Origin of the sequence: Cohnella phaseoli (assembly GCF_003386235.1) — a bacterium.
Lineage (GTDB): Bacteria > Bacillota > Bacilli > Paenibacillales > Paenibacillaceae > Cohnella > Cohnella phaseoli.
The window spans coordinates 26,225-46,467 of record NZ_QRDZ01000041.1 but is presented as its reverse complement, the minus strand read 5'-3'; the positions used below and the strand labels follow the sequence as shown (position 1 = coordinate 46,467).

General features: G+C 56.8%; 12 protein-coding genes. 11 read left to right on the top strand and 1 reads right to left on the bottom strand.

The window, feature by feature from the left end; genetic code table 11:
* Position 1: 1 nt before the first annotated feature.
* Positions 2-853 carry a helix-turn-helix transcriptional regulator gene (locus DFP98_RS33865; RefSeq protein WP_116065060.1) on the bottom strand — a complete coding sequence of 284 codons (852 nt, stop codon included), beginning with the start codon at positions 851-853 and terminating at the stop codon, positions 2-4.
* Between the two features lie 177 nt (positions 854-1,030).
* Here DFP98_RS33865 and DFP98_RS33860 point away from each other — a divergent pair, with 177 nt between their 5' ends.
* The 11 genes from DFP98_RS33860 to DFP98_RS33805 all read left to right on the top strand — a co-directional run bounded on the left by DFP98_RS33860 (position 1,031) and on the right by DFP98_RS33805 (position 20,223).
* Positions 1,031-2,227, top strand: coding sequence for a hypothetical protein (locus DFP98_RS33860; protein ID WP_116065059.1), 1,197 nt, complete (start codon positions 1,031-1,033; stop codon positions 2,225-2,227).
* Positions 2,228-2,288: 61 nt separating this feature from the next.
* Positions 2,289-3,233: a sugar phosphate isomerase/epimerase family protein gene (locus DFP98_RS33855; protein ID WP_116065058.1), complete on the top strand. Its 945-nt coding sequence runs from the start codon at positions 2,289-2,291 to the stop codon at positions 3,231-3,233.
* Positions 3,234-3,275: 42 nt separating this feature from the next.
* Entirely contained in the window at positions 3,276-5,177 is a 1,902-nt protein-coding gene (locus DFP98_RS33850; protein ID WP_116065057.1) for a hypothetical protein, read from the top strand.
* A gap of 1,310 nt (positions 5,178-6,487) precedes the next feature.
* Positions 6,488-9,973 carry a hypothetical protein gene (locus DFP98_RS33840; protein ID WP_116065055.1) on the top strand — a complete coding sequence of 1,162 codons (3,486 nt, stop codon included), beginning with the start codon at positions 6,488-6,490 and terminating at the stop codon, positions 9,971-9,973.
* 18 nt (positions 9,974-9,991) lie between these two features.
* On the top strand, positions 9,992-11,599 hold the full coding sequence (locus tag DFP98_RS33835; RefSeq protein WP_116065054.1) for a response regulator transcription factor: 1,608 nt from the start codon (positions 9,992-9,994) through the stop codon (positions 11,597-11,599).
* A gap of 28 nt (positions 11,600-11,627) precedes the next feature.
* Positions 11,628-13,367, top strand: a complete 1,740-nt coding sequence (locus DFP98_RS33830; RefSeq protein ID WP_116065053.1) for a sensor histidine kinase — start codon at positions 11,628-11,630, stop codon at positions 13,365-13,367.
* Between the two features lie 107 nt (positions 13,368-13,474).
* Positions 13,475-15,160 carry an extracellular solute-binding protein gene (locus tag DFP98_RS33825; protein WP_116065052.1) on the top strand — a complete coding sequence of 562 codons (1,686 nt, stop codon included), beginning with the start codon at positions 13,475-13,477 and terminating at the stop codon, positions 15,158-15,160.
* 106 nt (positions 15,161-15,266) lie between these two features.
* Entirely contained in the window at positions 15,267-16,124 is an 858-nt protein-coding gene (locus DFP98_RS33820) for an ABC transporter permease (RefSeq protein ID WP_116065090.1), read from the top strand.
* A gap of 17 nt (positions 16,125-16,141) precedes the next feature.
* Positions 16,142-17,029, top strand: a complete 888-nt coding sequence (locus DFP98_RS33815; protein ID WP_116065051.1) for a carbohydrate ABC transporter permease — start codon at positions 16,142-16,144, stop codon at positions 17,027-17,029.
* A gap of 61 nt (positions 17,030-17,090) precedes the next feature.
* Entirely contained in the window at positions 17,091-18,230 is a 1,140-nt protein-coding gene (locus tag DFP98_RS33810) for a glycosyltransferase WbsX family protein (protein WP_116065050.1), read from the top strand.
* Positions 18,231-18,372: 142 nt separating this feature from the next.
* Positions 18,373-20,223 (top strand): hypothetical protein, encoded by a 1,851-nt coding sequence (locus tag DFP98_RS33805; protein WP_116065049.1) that lies wholly within the window; start codon positions 18,373-18,375, stop codon positions 20,221-20,223.
* The last annotated feature ends 20 nt before the right edge of the window (positions 20,224-20,243 follow it).

The window sequence follows — 20,243 nt, the reverse complement described above, 5'->3', positions numbered from 1 at the left end:
CTTATTTTTTGGTCTTTTTGCGAAACTCGCTTGGCGTAAGCCCCGTCCCTCTCTTAAACGCCATGCTGAAATAATTCGCGTTCTCGTACCCGATCCGGCCGGCGATTTCCTGTACGGTCAGAGTCGTGGTCAGCAGCAGCGTCTTGGCCTCGCCGATTCTTCTCTGGATCAAGTAATTGATCGGGGAGTTGCCGGTCTCCTCCTTGAAAGCATGGGATAAGTAATGGGGGCTGAGATAAAGACGGCTCGCGATTTCGGATAAAGGCAGATCGCGCGTATAGTTCAGATCGATGAAGGCTTTGGCCTTCGCCCCGATCGTGTGCGAAGAGCCGCCGACGCTCTCGGAGCCCTGACCGTCCGCGATTCGCAGAATCAGGATCAGAATGCAGTTAAGCATATGCTGGCAGATCATTTCGTGCCCCCAAGTCTGGGACCGCAGCTCGTTCAGGAGCACGGAGAAGCATTGTTCGATTTGAGGTCCGCAGCTCTCTGCCCGGATAACGGGCTCCGCTTGCTCGGAGAGCAGCCATCCGGGCTTCGCGCCGGCGAGACGAAGCCCGCTTACGGCGCAGAAATAAGTGCGTAGCGGTCGCGCGGGATCGGATCTCTCCTCGTGAAGCACGCCCGGATGATAGATGAGAAGATCTCCCTTGCGCGCGCGGTACGGCCGGTCGTTGATCCGAAAATCCCCTTCGCCGTCGCAGATGTAGATAATTTCGGTGAAGTGGTCGTGCTTATGGCTTTCGAACGCCCAGTCCGGTTCGTCGCCGATTTGACCGGCGTATACGAGAAGCGGCCGCGCATCGTCGGCGAAGAGCGGATATTCCCGGTGCTCGAACGGAATTTGAAACATCTCGGAACCTCCTGGCTCGCATCGTTTGTTTTGTACACAGTATACCTGCCGTCAAGCCAAATCGACAAGAAAGCTGAGATGAATCGCAAGATATGGAATTCCTCCAGGCGGCATGACGGTGTAGATTGGACGAAGAGGGATTCGTCCGTCTACACGACCTAAGGAGGGAATGACAACGTGTCCAACCATTCGATTATTCAAGAAACTTACGATAGGGGACAAGGAATTCTGCGTTTGAAGCCGGTGTTCGTGCCGAGGCGCTTCGCGCAAGCGGGCCGGAGATTGCGGCTGCACCCCGACGACTATTACGCGCTCGGAACCGAACGGGGCTCCATTAAAGAACGGTGGTTCTCTTCGGTCATCCCGGCCATGAACGGACCGCTGGCGCCTTCCGACGAAGGGATGAGCTACGTCGCCGCCGACGAGGACGGCTCCGTCGTCTTTTTGTTCAAGGATGCGGTCGAACAATTGGGCAGCCGTCTGATCGGCGAAACGCTCTACGAACGTTACGGCACTTGGCCGATGTACGCCAAGTTTTTCGATTACGAGACGCCGTTGTTCCACCATCTCCATCTGGACGACGCGGCCGCAAGCCTGGTCGGGAGGATCGGCAAGCCGGAGGCCTATTATTTTCCGCCGCAGCTGAACAACCATTTGGGGGTATTCCCGGTCACCTATTTCGGCTACGATCCGGATACGACCTTGGACGAGGTTAGGGAGAGATTGCTTAAGTACGAAGAAGCGGATAACCGCATCACCGAGCTGTCGCGGGCTTATCGCATTCAGTTGGGGACGGGCTGGTATACGCCTCCTGGCGTAGTGCATGCCCCGGGATCTGTGCTTACTTATGAACCTCAGTGGAACAGCGACGTGAACTCCGTGCACGAGAATATCGTAAGCGGCGAAACGTATCCGTACGAGTTTCTGACGGAAAATTGTCCGGAGGACCGGAAGCGCGATATCGAGTATATTCTGAGCCTGATGGATTGGGAGAAAAATACGGACCCGCACTATAAGCGGCATTATTATCGTCCGCCCCTCCTTTGCGGGCATTCCGACGAACGGCATGCGGAGAAGTGGGTCACTTACGGCAATCCGTACATCGGCGCCAAGGAGCTGACCGTAAATCCCGGACAGAGCGTAATCGTTCGCGATTCGGCGGCGTATGGCACGGTGCTTGTTCAGGGGCACGGCCGGTTCGGTCCCCATCAAGCCGAGGCGGCAAATATGCTTCGGTTCGGTCAAATGAGCGGAGACGAGTTTTTCGTTAGCGAGACGGCCGCCCGGGAGGGCGTGCGCATCGTCAACGACAGCAAGTGGGAGCCTATGGTGTTTCTCAAGCATTTCGGGCCTAATCATCCGGAGATGCCTTAAAGAGGTTGTTCTGAAAATCGGACTTCTTGAACCTATACTTAATAAAAGGAGACTGCGCGAAATGACCAAGCAACGGTACGAAGAGAAGAACGAGCGGATTAGGAGCGCCTTCCTCGCATTGAAAAGGGAACAGCCGGAAAGGTTGCGCGAAAGGCTGAACTTATCGTGGAGCAACTGGGGCTTTGGAATGGAAAGCTTGGAGACGTCCGCGAAGAGACTGCAACGTTCGGGTATCGGCTACATCGAGCTTCACGGCAATCATTACGGGCCCGATCTGGGCTACCGGGCGAAGGAAACGATCGACATACTTGAAGCGCATGGCATCAAGACGTCGGGAGTATGCGGCATGTTCTCGGCCGACAACGATCTGTCGAGCAGCCGGGCGCCGCATCGGCAGGCGGCCATCGATTATCTGAAGCGGGAAATCGAATTTACTGCCGAGATGGGAGGCTCTTATCTCCTGGTCGTGCCCGGAGCGGTAGGCAGACCGAAGGCCTACGACGATATGGAGTTTCAGCGCAGCGTGGACACTTTGGGCATCGTAGCGGACCGGTTCGTGGAGTACGGAGTGAAGGCCGCCATCGAGCCGATCCGCGCGGCGGAAGTCAGTCTGGTCCGCACAATTGCCGATGCCAAGGCCTACATCGCGGCGGTCGATCATCCGGGAGTTCAACATATCAACGCGGACGTGTACCACATGCAAGCGGAGGAGGCTCACATCGGCGAAGCTCTGCTGGAGGCGGGCGAACGGCTCGTCAACCTGCACATGGCCGACAGCAACCGGGGGGCGCTCGGGGACGGCTTCATGGACTTGGATACGATCATTATGGCTTTGTACGTACTCGGATTTAACCGCGAAGGCCGATTCGTGACCCCGGAACCGCTGGGCCCGGGAGGAGATCCCTATCCGGCGATGTACGGCAAGCCGGATGCGGCCAAGCTGGACGACTTGGTCGCGAGAACCGCAGCGTACTTCCGCGAAAGAGAAGCATTTTTGGTCGGGTGACGGGTTCCCCGAATCGAAGAGCGAATGGAGGGAGTGACGGAGATGTGGAAAAAGAACAACGACGGCGCGATCCATGCGTTAGGCAACGGACGTTTTCTCGTATACGGGCGCGGGAACGACATCGCCGAAGTTTACGGGCCTCCGTATAGCTCGCCGTCGATGCTGCACGGAAAATGGGCGCTTGCCGACGGCGCGGAGCCTTGCTACGAATCGTGCCGGGACAAGGGCACGAACCGCTGGCGGCATAAGTATCTGAACGAAGCGGGCCGTGAAGTTGCCTTGGCCGAAGCGTTCGTCGCAAGCGAGCTGCCGGTCTATCTATGCCGGCTGCATGCCGACGAACCCTTGCGTCTCGAGCTGACGCTCGGGGAAGATTACGAATGCTATCCGGGCAGCGGGGACTTGACTTCCGCAGAGGCGACCGTCAAGTCGGTTCTCGTGAAGGCGCCCGACACGGCCCGTATCTACCGTTATCCGATGGGCGAGGAGACGTTCCTTGCCGCAGTCTTCTGGGGACAGGAAACCCGGATTGAGTTCGAACCGGGCACTGGAAAAGTCGGCATTGCGGTGCCCGCAGGAGAATCGTATTTCGCGCTGGCCGGTGGCCCCTCTTATCCGGAAGCCGAGGGGCACGCCCGTGCGATGCTGGAGCAGGGCTATGAGCTGCTTAGAGCGCAAGCCGAGGAGGCGGATCACCGGTTCTCTTCGCGCATTGCTTCGCTTGAATACGGCGAGCGGATCGGGGAAGGAATGAGGAAGCGCATCGACGAGTTGTCCGAGAGCGTCGCTTTCCTGATTGCCGCGCAGCAGTCGCAGGACGGCGGCATCATGGCCGGCCACAACTACGCGCTGGCCTACGTGCGGGATCAATACGGCGCGTCGAGGGGTTTGCTCTCGCTCGGCCTGTACGAGGAAGCAAGAAGGAATCTGGCTTTCCGCTATGGGAAGTGGACAGGGCTAGGCGGGATTCGGAACGCGGAGAGCATGGGGCACGATCGCGCCCGCCATGTGCACGAGAACGACGACGTAGAGATTACCGCCTATATGATCGTGCAAGCTTTCGATTACGGGCAGGCGACGGGAGACTGGGATTACGTCGCCTCTCTGTTCCCGATGCTCGACGACTGCTGGCAGGTCCAATTGCCGCATTTGCATGACGGCATGCTGCCCTTTAACGGAGACGAGACTTACGTCGCAGGAGGCTTCCTGCCCCGCACTTCCCTGAATGACGGCTCTATGGAGGCAACGCTGCTGTTTCTGGAAGCCGGCAGAAGGCTGCTGCCGTTCGCGGTCGGCCGCGGCCTATGGAACGAAGAACGAGCCGCAGCTTGCGAAAGCTTGCTGGAGCGAACGGAAGCGGTGTTCCGAACGCGCTTCCGGAAGGACGGACGTTTTTATGCCAATGCGCCCGAAAGGGCGGAGACGGCAGAACTGCCGGCTTACCGTCACGGCGTCTGCGAAAGCTGTCATCCACGAGGCATTCATGCGTTAAAATGGACGCGAAGAACGGCCGCGGGCCGTTACGTTTGCCCGGCCTGTCTGGCGAACGAGCCGCCGCTTGAGGCGGTCGCGCCTCAAGTCGTCGCGGTTCAATCCGCGGGGCTGCTTCCTTCCTTTGTACATGCTGGGTTGCTGACAGACGAGGAGAAGGCGGAGGAGCTTCGCAGAGCTTACGATATATTCGAGCGTTACGGCTATTTGCCTACCGTTCCGGGATCCTCCTATTTCGTCGGTTATGACGAAAGCTTGCTGCTGTACGGACTGACCCTTTTGCGGCATCCCGGCGCCGAAGCCGTTCTGGCGCATGTCGTGAGCATCGCCGATTCGACGGATGCATGGGTGGAATATTACGACGCGGGGCGGCCCTTCAATACAAGGTGCCGACCGTGGGAGAGCGGCATGAACATCGCGGCCGTACGCCACTACGCCGAATATCGTTCATAGAAGTCCGCGGCGAAATTTGAAACCGTTCCAGCTTCAAGCAGCGGCTGACCTGTAAGCCAACCTATAGGCCAACCTATGAGCCAACCTATAAGCCAACCTAGTTGCATTAGGAGATCATTTGCTTCCGGCAGGCTTAATTTCATAGCCCGGTTGCGTGAGATAAGGCCGCCAGGCGGTCTTATTGGCCTGATCTGGACTCGGATGCAAGAGATAAGGCCGCCAGGCGGTCTTATTGGTCTGATCTGGACTCGGATGCGTGAGATAAGGCCGCCAGGCGGTCTTATTGGCCTGATCTGGACTCGGATGCAAGAGATAAGGCCGCCAGGCGGTCTTATTGGTCTGATCTGGACTCGCATGCGTGAGATAAGCATATAACGGGTTAGCTCATTTTGTTTGTATCCTAAGGAGGTTACCCGCTCCATCCACCCAGTCTGCTTACAGTCCCGCCAACCCACCATTTATCCGGCTCAAACCCAACTCAGTCTGCTTACAGTCCCGCCAACCCACCATTTATCCGCTCAAACCCAACTCAGTCTGCTTACAGTCCCGCCAACCCACCATTTATCCGCTCAAACCCAACTCAGTCTGCTTACAGTCCCGCCAACCCACCATTTATCCGCTCAAACCCAACTCAGTCTGCTTACAGTCCCGCCAACCCACCATTTATCCGCTCAAACCCAACTCAGTCTGCTTACAGTCCCGCCAACCCACCATTTATCCGCTCAAACCCAACTCAGTCTGCTTACAGTCCCGCCAACCCACCATTTATCCGCTCAAACCCAACTCAGTCGTCTTGCAGCCCCGCCACCCCTCCATTTACCCACTAGAGCCCAACTCAGTCGTCTTACAGCCCCGTCACCCCACCATTTATCCGCTTGAACCCAACTCAGTCGTCTTACAGCCCCGTCACCCCACCATTTATCCGCTCGAACCCAACTCAGTCTGCTTATAGCTCCGCCAACCCACCATTTATCCGCTCGAGCCCGACTCTATCGGCTTGCAGCCCCACAATTTCGCCTAGACCTGACCATACGCATAGCCCGACCATACGCATAGCCCGACCATCGCATAGCTCGACCATACGCTTAGACCTGACCATACGCCTAGACCCGACCATACGAATAGCCCGACCATACGAATAGGAAGTAGAAATCGGAACAGAAAGTAGAAGTTTTAGCCTATCTCGCGCGTATAGGCCAAGCTACAATGAAGGGAGGAAACCGGAAAACGCGCCAAGCGAGATGTAAGCGCATTCCGGATGAGGGCGGGCGGCGAGGCCGATCGCTCGGACAATCAGGGAGGAATGCCGAATGAAGGGAAGAAAATGGATCGCGCTCGCTTTGGCTTTGGCGCTCATACTCGGAACGTGGACGGTTGCAGGAGGCGCGCCATCAGCCTCTGCTGCGTCGGCGCCGGTCAGGCATTACGACGGCATCCATTACGCCTCGGTGACGATCGGGGCAGGGGACGAGGCAGGCCAGAAGTTCGCGGCGAGCGGTCCGTTCTATAGCGTCGCCGTGCGGGCGCCGAGCTACGGGGATAATGACGGAAGCTTGACGATGAAGCTGTATGCCTGGAATACGGATTACGCGACGACGGTCGCGGCCGCTCCGGTTGCGAGCCGTACGTTCGTCGATTTCCAAGACAACGAATGGCTGCGCCTGAACTTTCCCGAGCAGCCGGCCGGCCAATACGTCTGGACGTTGTCCGGAGCGGTCGGCTGGGTCGGCGTCTGGAAGCTGACGGACAGCGCGGATCCGGCGGAGGCGTTCTGGAACGGGACTCCGACGTCCGGCGATTATGAGGGTCGGATTTACTATGCGGATGAGGACCCTTATTTGTACGACGGGAACGCTTATCAGGACGTGACGATCGGCGCGTCCGATACGGCGGGCTCGCGCTTTGCGGCTCACGACCGGTTTTACAGCCTGGCGGTTCGAACGCCGAGCTACTCGGACAACGACGGCAGCCTGACGCTGAAGCTGTACGCCTGGAATACCGACTACGCGACCTCGGTCGGAGGAACGCCGCTCGTCAGCAAAACGTTTACGGATTTCGCTGACAACGCCTGGCTTCGCATTCAATTTCCAGAAAAGTCCGCGGGACAATACGTATGGACGCTATCCGGCGCTTCGGGCTGGGTCGGCGTCTGGAAGCTGACGGATAGCGGACATCCGGCGACCGCATACTTCAACGGGAGCGAAACGTCCGGAGACTACCAGGCTCGCCTGTACTACGGAGAATACGGCACGGAGCCGCAGGAAATGTACAGCCACGTGGATACGACGGTACGCGACGTGCCGATCTCGGGAGCGGGCTCCGCCGGAGAGAGATTCCAGGCCGTGTGGCCGTTTACGAGAATCGAGACGAATACGCCGAGCTACGGCGACGACCAAGGCAGTCTGAAGCTTTCCCTATACGCTTGGAACACCGACTACGCGACGACGGTTGCGAGCGCTCCGATCGTCGAGAAGACGTTCGTCGATTTTGCGGACAATGCGTGGCTCGCCTTGGACGTTCCTGAACAGCCGGCAGGCGATTATTTGTGGGTGTTGAGCGCCGGAACGAACGGGGTCGGCGTCTGGCAGACGTCGGGCAACAACTTTTTCCCCGGCACACCGTACATCGACGGAGCGGTCGCTTCCGCCTACGGAGACTTCAAGTCGCGGATCACGTATACGCCGAGCAAGGTGCTTCCCGACCTTCCGGTCTTCTCTTCGTCCGATGCGGCGACCGCGGAGACGGTCAACCGGATGTTCAAAACGCTGTACACGCTGAAATTCGGCCCGAGTCCCGTCGACGGCAATCCGCAGACGAACTGGATGCAATGGGACGCCATGACGACGGCCTGGATGAATACCGGGCTCAACAAGGGAAAATACGGCGCGGACTATAACGAGGTGCTTCGGGAGCATCTGCTCAACGACGTGCGAATGACGGACGATGGCTACGTCTACGTCCTGAACCCGACCAACTGGTGGGGAGAAGGGACAAGTCTCGTCGGATGGCCGTTTCCTTCGACGTCAAGTCCGGACGATCCCGCGGTGCGCAAGTATGCGTTCGGGACAAGCGTCTCGGGATGGACGACAAGCGTCGCCTCCCACGCGATCTCCGGCGGCAAATGGGTGCTGCAGACGACCGGAGCCGATCCTTTCGTCGTGTCGCCCGTGCAGAATACTCCGGCTTCCCGTATGCCGTATCTTTACGTGCAGATGAGCAGTACGAACGCCGACTCGTCGGGCAAAATTTATTTTACGACGGATGCCGACCCGACCTGGAACGAAGCGAAAAGCGTCGCTTTTACCGTCGATACGACGGGAGCGAGCAAGGGCTACCAGATTCCGATGTTCAAAAATCCGCACTGGACCGGCACGATCAAGCAGTACCGGATCGATCCGGCGGACAGCGGGCAGCCCGGCAGCCAGGTCGGGCTCGAGAGAGTTGCGGGAGAATACGATACCCGGCACGTTCAGACGAACACTGCTTTCGTGCTCGGAAGCGCCGAGCTGTTCCTGTGGAATCCGAGCGATGTCGCGTTCCTGCAAGGCAACATTTCGCGGATGAGATCCGCTCTTCAGTTTCTGAAAACGGAGTTCGATTCCGGCTCGAATCATTATTTGACGATTCCGTGGGTCGGCCACGAAGGAACGAGCGGCGTGGACATGACGAAGCCGAACGTTGCCGACCGCTACGTTCACGGGAAGGGCGTCGGTTCGAATTACTGGGACATTTTGCCGATCGGATACAAGGATTTCTATGATACCATTTACTACTATGAAGCGCTGAAAACGATGGCGCAGATCGAGAAGCTGATCGAGGACAATGCCGGCTGGTCGATCGCGGCAAATCCGTACGGCGACGATTCGGCGTCTCTGAGCGCGAAGGCGGCGAACGTGGCGGCGGCGATGACCGGAAGCTCCTCCCCGTTCTGGAATGCGGCGACCGGCAGATACGTGCCGAGCGTCGATACGAACGGAGCGATGCACGATTACGGGTATACGTTCGTCAATCTCGAGGCGCTGGCCCAGGGATTGGCCGACCCGACCCGGGCGGCGAGCATTTTCTCGTGGCTGGACGGCACGCGTACGGTCGTCGGGGATACGTCGACGGGCGCGGACATCTATGCGCCCAAATTCGCGGCAAGGGCTTCGACGAAGCGCAACACCGAATGGTACAACATCATCTGGACGCAGTCCGACACCCATCCTTTCGGCACGCAGGTTCAGGACGGCGGAGCCATTATGTACGTCAGCTATTACGACGTGATGGCCAGGCTGAAATACAAGTCCGCGGACGACGCGTGGAACCGCTTCGCGGCGATCTTGGAGCATTACGAGGAAGCGCAGGAAGAAGGCGGCTATCGGTCCTACTATGGCATCCGCGGCATCGGAATGCAGGGAGACGGTTCGGCGGGAGGCATCGGCATCGATGCCGAGTTTACCGAATCGGCGCTGGTTCCGCTCGCGTTCCTCTACGGGTTCCTCGGCATCGATACGGAGAAGGACGGACTTTCCGTCGCGCCGCGCCGGCCTTCCGCGCTTGGCTGGATGAAGGTCGAGAAGCTGGTGTACGACGGGGCGGAAGCGTCCGTATATGCGTCCGCGACCGAGACGGCCGTAACGATCGATTCGTCGTCCGGAGCGAAGAAGCTCAAAATCGGAAGCCTGACACCCGGGACGGCGTATCAGGTGAAGCGGGACGGCGCGGCATGGAGCACGTTTACCGCCGACGCCGACGGATTTATTCGCTTCTCGACTACGGGAGCGGGAGCTCACGTCTACCGGGTGGAGCTGTAATGAAGGAGGAAACGCAACTTGATCAATCTGCTCATCGTCGACGACGAGGCGATTATACTGGACGGTCTGACGGAGCTGTTCCATACGGCCGGCATTCCGGACTTGGAAGTTCACCGCGCCAACTCGGGCATCCAAGCGCTTAAAATCATGGAACGAAGCCGCATCGACATCGTTCTGACCGATATCCGCATGCCCGAGATGACGGGGCTGGAGCTCTTCGACCGGGTTCGCGAGCGCTGGAAGCGCTGCAAGGTCGTGTTCCTGACCGGCTACAGCGACTTCGGGTACGTTCAGGAGGTGCTGCGCAAGGGCGGTGCGGACTACGTGCTGAAAATGGAGGGAGACGAGGACATCGTAGCGGCCGTCCGCAAGGCGATCGCCGACCTTCACGAGGAGTTGGACGTCGAGCGATTCGTCGCGGAGGCCAAGTCGAAAATGAAGCAGCTGCAGCCGCTGGCGCAACGGGAATATATCGGCAATCTGCTGCTGGGAGAGCCGTTCGCCTCGGCGGGCCTGAAGGCCCGCTTCGAGGAGCTGGACATTCCTTTCTCGGAAGCGGCGCCGATATACATGCTGCTCGGCAAGGCGGATTCGTGGGAAGGCATCGATCGCCCTTCCGACCGTACCTTGCTGCTCTATGCGCTCCAAAATATCGCGGGGGAGCTTCTTCCCCCCTCTTGCGCCACTCTGTCGCTTTCCCTGGACGGAGCGGCGCTTCTCTGGCTCATTCAGCCTAGGGGCGAAGACGAAGTCGATGCCGAACTGCAGCTTAGCCTCGACCGGATTCAGCAGGCCGCGGTCCGATTTCTGAGCTTGCGCTTCTCCTTTGCCTGCAGCGGCCTGTTCGAATGGACGGACATCGGCCGGGTGTACGACCGGCTTCGCGATCTGCTGCATCAGGGAGCGGGCATCGGCGAGGAAATCTCCTATCTGGGCAGCGGAGGCGGAGACGGCATGGACGAGCGTCGGACGGACGAGCTGCGTGCCGAACTGAAGCGATTCGTGTTTCTGGAGGCGCATCTGGAGAACGGCAAGGCGGAAGAGTTCGACCTCGGCCTCGTTCGGCTTCTGAACGCCGCGGACCGCAATCGTGTGCCGTTGGCGCTGTCGCTAGAAGCCTTTAACCGAATTTCGAGTCTCCTGCTGTCCCAGCTTAACCGCAGCGGCCTACAGGAAATTTCGGAGGACTCGGATCGGCTGCACAGGCTGACGAGATACGATGCGTTTCCGTCGTGGGTTGATACGATCGCTTTTTTCCGGGAGACGGCAGCCGCGTTGTTCGCCCATCGGAGAAAAATGCAGGCCGACCGAGGCCTGGAAATCGTCGGCAAGGTCGAGGACTTCGTCGCCCGGCACTTGAGCGAGGATTTGTCGCTGAACCGGCTTGGGCAGGCCGTTTACTTGAATCCCGCCTATCTGTCCCGGCTGTACAAGCAGCTTACGGGAGTCGGGCTGTCGGATTACGTAACGGACCGGAGAATCCGGAAGGCCAAGGAGCTGCTGCGCTCCACGGACATGAAGATTCAAGAGATTACCGTCGCCGTCGGGCTGGAATCTCCCTCGTATTTCGCCCGCCTGTTCAAAAGATTGACCGGCAAGTCCCCTCAAGAATACAGAGAAAGCTGACGGACATCACCAGAAAGGGGAAATTCGCTTGCCTCTCGGCTCCCTCTTCCAATCCATCTATACGAAAATGGTCGTCACCCTGCTCGTGGCGGTCCTTCCGTTTTATTTGATCGTACTGCAGATCAACCGCTCCGACGCGACGGGCGTGCGGGACGGCGTCGCCGAATCCGTGCGCTCGCAGGCGCATTATTATTTGAGCAGCCTCGAGACCGAGCTGTCGCAGGTCATCAAGTTCCAGCAGCAGCTGTCGGCTTCCCCGGAGCTGGACACGCTCTCCAACGCCTCGGAAATCATGACCAACGAAGAGAAGCGGCAAGCCGTTCTGGCGATTCAACGCCAGCTCATTCAGCTCCAATCGATGAGCCAATATATTGCCGATACGACCGCTTACCTGCCGGACCTGGGCACGATGATTACGGCCAACCAGACGTACCGCGATATCTCGGAATCCGAGCGGGAATCGCTCCAGCGGTTCGTCCGGCCGTCCGCTGCGGCACTGATCGAGGAGAAGGGCCGCCTTTATATCTGTTATTCCAATTCGTATCTGTTCGGCGTGGCGATTCCGTCCTTCGTGCTGACGATCGAGCTCGACCGGGAGCGTCTGGCGGCGGCCATGGACCGATTCAAGTACAACGGCGTCGGCATTGCCGCGCTGTTTGGCTCCGAGGATGGCTGGCGAGTCGCATCGGACGGAAGCGGGGAGGAGCGCGCGAGCCTGCTGCGGGCGGCGGATGCCGCGGGGGGCATCGGGCCGACCGCCGTCGAGACGCTGCACACCGAACAGGGAGACTATCTTCATTACAGCGAACGCTCGGCGTTTCTGGGCGCGACGTTCGCCGTGTTCGTCCCGGAGAAGGAAGTGCTGGGCAAGCTCAAAGCGAACCGGGACCGCATCCGCTACGTTTCCCTCGTCTCCTTGCTAATTATCGCTGTAGTTTCTTATGTCGTTTACCGGCTTGTCCATCATCCCCTGCGCAAAATGATCGTCGCTTTCCGCCAGGTCGGCAACGGCAACTTCGACGTATCGATCGAACGGAGCAGCAAGGACGAATTCGCTTATTTGTACCGCCATTTCAATCAGACGATCCGCAAGCTGCAGGAGCTTGTATACGAAGTGTACGAGCAGAAATACCGGACCCAGACCGCGGAGCTGAAGCAGCTGCAATCGCAGATCAACCCGCACTTCCTTTACAACAGCTTCTTTACGATCTACCGGATGGCGAAATTCGGAGAGAACGACAACGTCGCTCAATTCTCAAAGTACTTGGGCGAATATTATCGCTTCATTACGCGCGACGGCGCGGAGGAGGTGACCGTGCAGGATGAGGTCGTTCATGCGCGGACGTATACGGATATCCAGTTATTCCGGTTCCACGACCGGATTTCCGTGCGTTTCGAGGACGTGCCGGAAGCTCTCGCGCGGATGTCCGTTCCGCGGCTGACCCTTCAGCCGGTCATCGAGAATGCGTTCGTGCATGCCTTGGAAAAACGGGCCGAAGGCGGGCTGTTGGATGTGTCGTTCTTGCTGACGGAGGAGGAGGAGGCGGTCATCGCGGTCGAGGACAACGGAACGGGACTGGACGATACCGCCCTGGAGGCGCTGCGGCGCAAGCTGCAGTCGGCGGGACAAAGCGGGGAAACGACGGGTCTCGGCAACGTGCACCGCCGCTTGCGATTGCGCTTTGGCGAGAAGGCCGGGCTTCGTCTCTCGCGCGGCGCTCTCGGAGGCCTGAGGGTGGAAGTTGCGTTCCCGTCGTCGAACAGGTAGAGATCGGAACAGAAAGTAGAAAGATTACGATTTAACGGCGTCCGCCGCGATTCTACAATAGAAACAGATGATCATCTAGACCATAACGCAATCGAGGGGGACGCACTATGAAACGCAAAATGGGATACGGTCTAATCGCCGTCATGCTGCTGCTGAGCGCTTGCAGCTCTAACGGCGGCGGAGGTGAGGCGACGGGAAGCGCGACGCCGTCCGGCTCCGAAGCTTCGGCTCCGAGCGAATCCGGCTCGCCGGCCGCGACGGGAGGAACGCAGGATCCGCTGGGCAAATACGAAACGCCAATCGAAGTGACGACGGCCCGAAGCCTTGGGAGCACCGTAACATTCGTCGAAGGCGAGTCGCTGGACAACAACGTATGGTATCGGGGCTATCAGGAAGATCTCGGCATCGTGCTGAAAAACGAATGGACCGTGCCGGAAGGCCAGTACGGGCAGAAAATGAACGTCTCCATCGCATCGGGCAACATTCCCGACATCGTGACGGTCGATCTGACCCAACTGCAGAAGCTGATCGAGTCGGACATGATTATGGACTTGACCGATGTCTTCGAGCAGTACGCATCCGAGCTGACGAAGACGACGCTGTCGATGGACGGCGGCGTCGGCTGGACGGCCGCCACGTTCGGTGGCAAGAAGATGGCGCTGCCCTCCACCGCTTCCGTCATCGACGGCACCCAAATGATCTGGATTCGCGAGGATTGGCTGAAGAAGGTCGGTATGGACGCGCCGAAAACGATTGACGACGTATGGAGCGTCGCTGAAGCATTCGTCAAGCAAAAGCCGGGCGGCCAGGCGAAAACGTACGGGCTCGGACTGGGCAAGGACATTTATTCCGGTTATGGCGGCATCGGAGGGTTGGCGTACGGATTAAAGGCTTATCCGAAGGCATGGGTGGCGGGAGCAGACGGCAAGCTGGCTTACGGCTCCGTTCAGCCGGAGATGAAGGAGGCGCTGGCCAAGCTGCAGGAGATGTTCAAGGCCGGGCTGATCGATCCCGAGTTCGGCGTCTACGACGCCAATAAGGTAAATGAGCTGATTACTTCCGGACAGATCGGCATGTTCTACGGTCAGCACTGGAATGCGTTCTGGCCGCTGCCGGACGGCTTCAAGAACGACCCGGAGGCGAACTGGATGCCTTATCCGATCGTTTCCGCCGACGGCTCGTCGGCCAGCTCGCTCGCGGGCAACGGCGCCGTCTTCTTCTACGCGGTGAAGAAAGGGGCCAAAAACCCCGAAGCGCTCGTCAAGCTGCTGAACTACAGCCTGGAGAAGCAGTACGGCCCGAACGGACGCGACAAGCGGTTTTTCAATAACGAGGACACGAATATGAACTTGTACGCTTACGCTGCGGTTACGGCCCAAGATCCGCTGCAGAACATCAACATCTACCGCGGGGTCAAGCAGGCGCTGGAAAGCAAGAGCGATGCTGGCCTTTCATTCGACGCCAAGGACAACTACGAGAGCATCAATAAGTACTTGGCCGGGGACGAAGCGTTCTGGGGCAGCTACAAATGGTCGGGACCGGAAGGGGCGCTCAGCGTGGAGGACGCATACGACAACAACGGGCAGGTGACGTTGAACGGCTTCCTCGGAGCGCCTACGGAGACGATGCTGAAGAAGGGCTCCACGCTCGATACGCTTGAGCTGGAGACATTCACCAAAATCATTTTGAACGCCGCATCGATCGATACGTTCGATACGTTCGTCGCCAATTGGAACAAGCTCGGCGGGGAAGAGATCACCAACGAAGTAAACGAGTGGGCGGCATCCAAATAAGCCGAAGGGAGGGGGCGATCCCCTCCTTTTCTTTCCCGCGCAACGATAGGAGGTACGGAATTTGAAGATCCGCGAAAAGCAAGGCGGCGAAGCTTCGCTGCACCTGATGCTGCTGCCCGGCGTCCTGTTCGTGCTTGCGTTCTGCTATTACCCGATGACGGGCATCGCGATCGCCTTCGAGCATTTTATTCCGACCAAGGGTTTCTTCCGTTCGGAATGGGTCGGTCTGGAGCATTTCCACTATTTGTTTCAACTGCCGAACTTCGGGTCGGTGCTGCGCAACACCGTCTGGATCGCGACGATGAAAATCGTCCTGGGGCTGGTCGTGCCGATTCTCTTCGCGCTGCTGCTGAACGAAGTGCGCCGGACGGCATTTAAGCGTTCGGTCCAAACGATGGTCTATTTGCCCCATTTCCTATCGTGGGTCATTCTGGGCGGCGTGCTGATCGATATTTTGTCGCCGTCCTCGGGCATCGTCAATTCCTTTCTCGGGTATTTCGGCCTTGGGCCCGTTTTTTTCCTGGGGGATGAGAAATGGTTCCCTTACGTGCTGGTCGTCTCCGACATCTGGAAGGAGTTCGGCTTCTCCACGATCGTGTTTCTGGCCGCCATCACCTCGATCAATCCGACCTTGTACGAAGCCGCGGTCATGGACGGAGCGGGCCGGATCAAGCAGACGATCCACGTCACGCTGCCGGGAATGATGCCGATCATCGTGCTGATGCTGACGCTTAGCCTCGGCAACGTTCTGAACGCGGGCTTCGACCAGGTGTTCAATTTGTACAGTCCTCAAGTGTACAGCACGGGGGATATTATCGACACGCTCGTCTATCGAATCGGGCTCGTCGACGCGCAGTACAGTCTGGCAACCGCAGTCGGTCTGTTCAAATCGGTCATTTCGTTGATCCTGATTACGATTTCCTACACGCTTGCCTACCGGCTGGCGAACTACCGAATTTTCTAAACGAAGAAGGGATACGGATGATCTACAAAAACGCATTCGGAAGACGAGCGTTCGATTGGGCGAACTACGTCTTCCTTGGCGGAGCCGCGCTGCTGTGCTTGCTGCCGCTCATCCACGTGCTCGCGGTCTCGTTCAGCGCCAGCTCCGCCGCCACGGCCGGCTTCGTGAAGCTGTGGCCCGTCGATTTTACGTTGGCCTCGTACAAGTACGCCCTGAACAAGCCGCAGTTCATTGACAGCTTCCTCGTATCGCTGGAGAGGGTTGCGCTGGGAGCGCTTATCAATATGACGCTGACGGTGCTCATCGCTTATCCGCTGTCCAAGGAAAGGCGTCAGTTCCGGTGGCGTTCGGTATACGCCTGGTTTTTCGTCGTGACGATTCTGTTCTCCGGCGGTCTGATCCCTGTGTTCATGGTCGTCAAGCAGCTCGGCTTGCTCGATTCGATCTGGGCGCTCGTTCTGCCGGGAGCCGTTCCCGTCTTTAACGTCATTCTGCTGCTTAACTTTATGCGCTCGCAGCCGAAGGAGCTGTACGAGGCGGCCTTCGTGGACGGAGCCGGACATTGGTCGGTGCTATGGCGGATTGCCGTTCCGCTGGCGAAGCCCGCGCTGGCCACGCTGCTGCTGTTCATTTGCGTCGGCCATTGGAATTCCTGGTTCGACGGTTTGATCTATATGAACAAGCCGGAGCATTTTCCGCTGCAGACGTATTTGCAGTCGGTCGTCATTAATCGCGATCCAAGCCTGATGACGACGACCGAGGAACTGAAGACGCTGTCGCAAATCTCCGATCAGACGACGAAGGCGGCGCAGATTTTCCTGGCCGCGCTGCCGATTCTGCTGCTGTATCCGTTTCTTCAGAAGCATTTTATTCAGGGGATTACGCTTGGCAGCGTGAAGGAGTAGGATTGGAAGGCAATAGGGCTGGGCGAGAAATAGTTAATCTAGAAAGGGGTATCAATCCCGAGTGAAAACGAAAACGGAAGTGGCCGTATATTATTTTCCGAACTATCACCCCGATGCGCGCAACGACAAGTGGCATGGCCGGGGGTGGACCGAATGGGAGCTGGTGAAGCGGGCGGAGCCCCGGTTCGCAGGCCATGCGCAGCCTAAGGTTCCGCTCTGGGGCTACGAGGACGAATCCGATCCGCAGGCGATGGCGCGCAAAATCGACGCTGCGGCGGACCACGGCATCGATTGCTTTATTTTCGACTGGTATTGGTACGAGGACGGTCCATACTTGCATAGGGGGCTGGAGGAAGGATTTCTGCAGGCGAACAATGCGGACCGACTGAAGTTTTCGCTCATGTGGGCGAATCACGACTGGATCGACATTCACCCGCTGACCCGGGCGCTGCAGCCGGCGACGCTCGCCTCCGGCAAGGTGTCTGAGCAGGCGTTCGTCGCGGCGACCGAGCATATGATCGAGCGTTATTTTCGCCATCCGTCCTACTGGAGAGTCGGGGGCGGGTTGTACTTCTCGATCTACGAGCTAATGAACCTTGTCGAAGGTTTGGGCGGCTTGGACGAGACGAAGCGGATTCTCGGCGAATTCCGCGAACGTGTGCGCCAAGCGGGCTTGGGCGAGCTGCATCTGAACGCGGTCGTCTGGGGCGTGCAGATTTTGCCGGGGGAGAAGCGCATCGACAATCCGAACGAGCTGCTCGACCTGCTCGGCTTCGATTCGGTCACCTCCTACGTATGGCTTCATCACGTCGGACTTCCGGAGTTTCCGCAATCGGACTATGGAGCATGGCGGGACGAAGCCGTCGCCAAAATGTCCGATCTGGCGAACGAGTTTCAGCTGCCTTATTTTCCGAACGTCACGATGGGCTGGGACACGAGTCCGCGCACGGTGCAGTCGGACAAGTACGAGCCGATCGGCTACCAGTACATGGCCACGGTCGGCGGCAATACGCCCGCGGAATTCGAAACGGCGCTCCGACAGACCAAAGCGCTGGCGGAACAGAAAAGCGGCGGCTTGAACATCGTCACGATCAACGCCTGGAACGAATGGACGGAGGGCAGCTACCTGGAGCCGGACACGGTTCACGGGTTCGGCTATTTGGAGGCGATCAGAATGGTCTTTGGGCCCTCACAGGAATAAACCGCTGTTCTTTCTTAATGAATTTGTTACCGGTAATCCCTCTCTTCATGCCGCAATAGCATTCGCTGTTGGAGGAAATTCCCATTGAATGTCGAATTACATCCGAATGCGTCGAACTATTGCGGATGAAGAGGTTAGAGGAATGCGGAAGCGGACTCGTTCAGATGATGATTTGAAGTCGATGTCGGAGTATGGGAGTATCTGGAAGGCGCTTCTCGCTTTGCAGATTGGTTTAATTGTGGTGTTTGTATATCTGTTTTTTCTTGATTTTGGAGGTTCATTATCAAGCGATCTGCAAAATTTGCTTTCATTGAATCAAGTGAGAAGCCCGCTGGACTTTTTTTCTGCAGCCTTGTCGGTGCCCTACTTTTATTTGCTGTTGACGTTTCTGAATGTGCTGTTGTTTCAAACGCTTAACGTAGAAGATACGCAGCGCAAGCTCAAATTGTTTTTTAACTGGGATTTATTATTTTGGGGCGGGACTTTTCTATATTTGGGAGCACACGTGGATTTTATGGGAATCCCGCAACTTGCAGCAACCAAGAAAATCTATCCTATAGTCATTTTCCTGCTAATTTCCTTTTGTTTCTTTTATCAATATGCCCGTCGAGTAGGCAGAAAGTATCGGTACATCGCAGCGGGCGTTTCCGCTCTTGTTTTGATTTGTTTTCTATTCATTTATAGCTTTGAAAACAATGACAACTGGTCGGCTTCAACCGGTTTGCTGATCGTTTTGAAAAGTCTGCTGTGGGTGTTTCTCGCCCATGCCTTTATGATTTTTACTTATTTGTTTATTGGAATGATCGCTTCTGCGGCAACAAATGAGTACCGAGCGGCGCAACTGGGGAAAGAGATTCAATATCGTAGATTGATAGTTAATCGCTGGGGGAAATTTTTTAATAAGCATGACATTCAGTTCAAAGGCAGCCTGACGGGAAAGTCTTTTTCACTTCGCGTGGTGCAGGATGTACTCAAAGAAATTGTTAACCTTAAGGGTTTAACTTATCACGAAAGATTAACTCTCATCAAAAAGATGGTACGAATAGATGCGTCTAAGGATCTTCCTGTTGTCAAAGCCAAGTATCTGCAGTTCGGCAACACGATCAATGTTTATGTTTCGATTGTTTTTTTGCTTAACGTTATTGTAATCGTATTATTCGTGTTGCCTTATATAGAGCGAAAAGAAGAAGTTTTGCTCATTTTGTTAATTCTATTAAGCGTTCGGCTTTTTCAGCGTACGATCGGGGTTTGTCGAGCTTTTCTTCAAGATGTTATCTCGCCGAAGCCCAAGAGTTCTGCGCTTACAGGCTCCGAAAGGATTATTTTGGCAATTATGAGTATTGTTGAAACAATGATAACTTCTGCTGCGATTTATTTCTTATTTGATCTTTCGGATAAAAAAGTTGTACTCGTGAAGTCGTTTCAAGAAGGATACTTCCAGTACGTTGGACAGACCTTATGGTTATTGTTAGAGAATGTTGTAAGGAGCATAGCGGTTTCATTTTTTAATGTATCTTTACCCCTTGGCCCCCAGGAGCCGTTCTCAATCGAGACAATAATTCACCTCATTCAAGTCGGCAACAGCGTCATTCTAATTACAGTGTCGATTGCTAATTATCTGAATATGAAGAAGAATTCGCACCAGTATTCAGTGTCACGAATGAATGGGGGCTTTGTAGCTTACTACTTTCTTCAACTGCCGGACGGCAAGACGATTAAACGGGAGATCGCAAGGGGGGGCAGTAAGGAGAAGCTCAAGCAGGATGTTAAAGCGATGTGGAAAAAGCGCCTGATCGACGATTCGGAGCTTGCAAGCGTGATCGCCTGCCTCGACACTGAAAAAAATGAATCAGAAAGCAGTCAGGCCGAGCTAGAAAAGCTGCGTGAAATGGATTATGGACAATTGGATAACTATCTGAGGGGAATGTTGAGAGACAATCCGCACAAGTCCAATAAATCTATAAGGCTGGAGCGCATATCGACAGCTTCTTAAAATGTTTGTCAACGCTATTG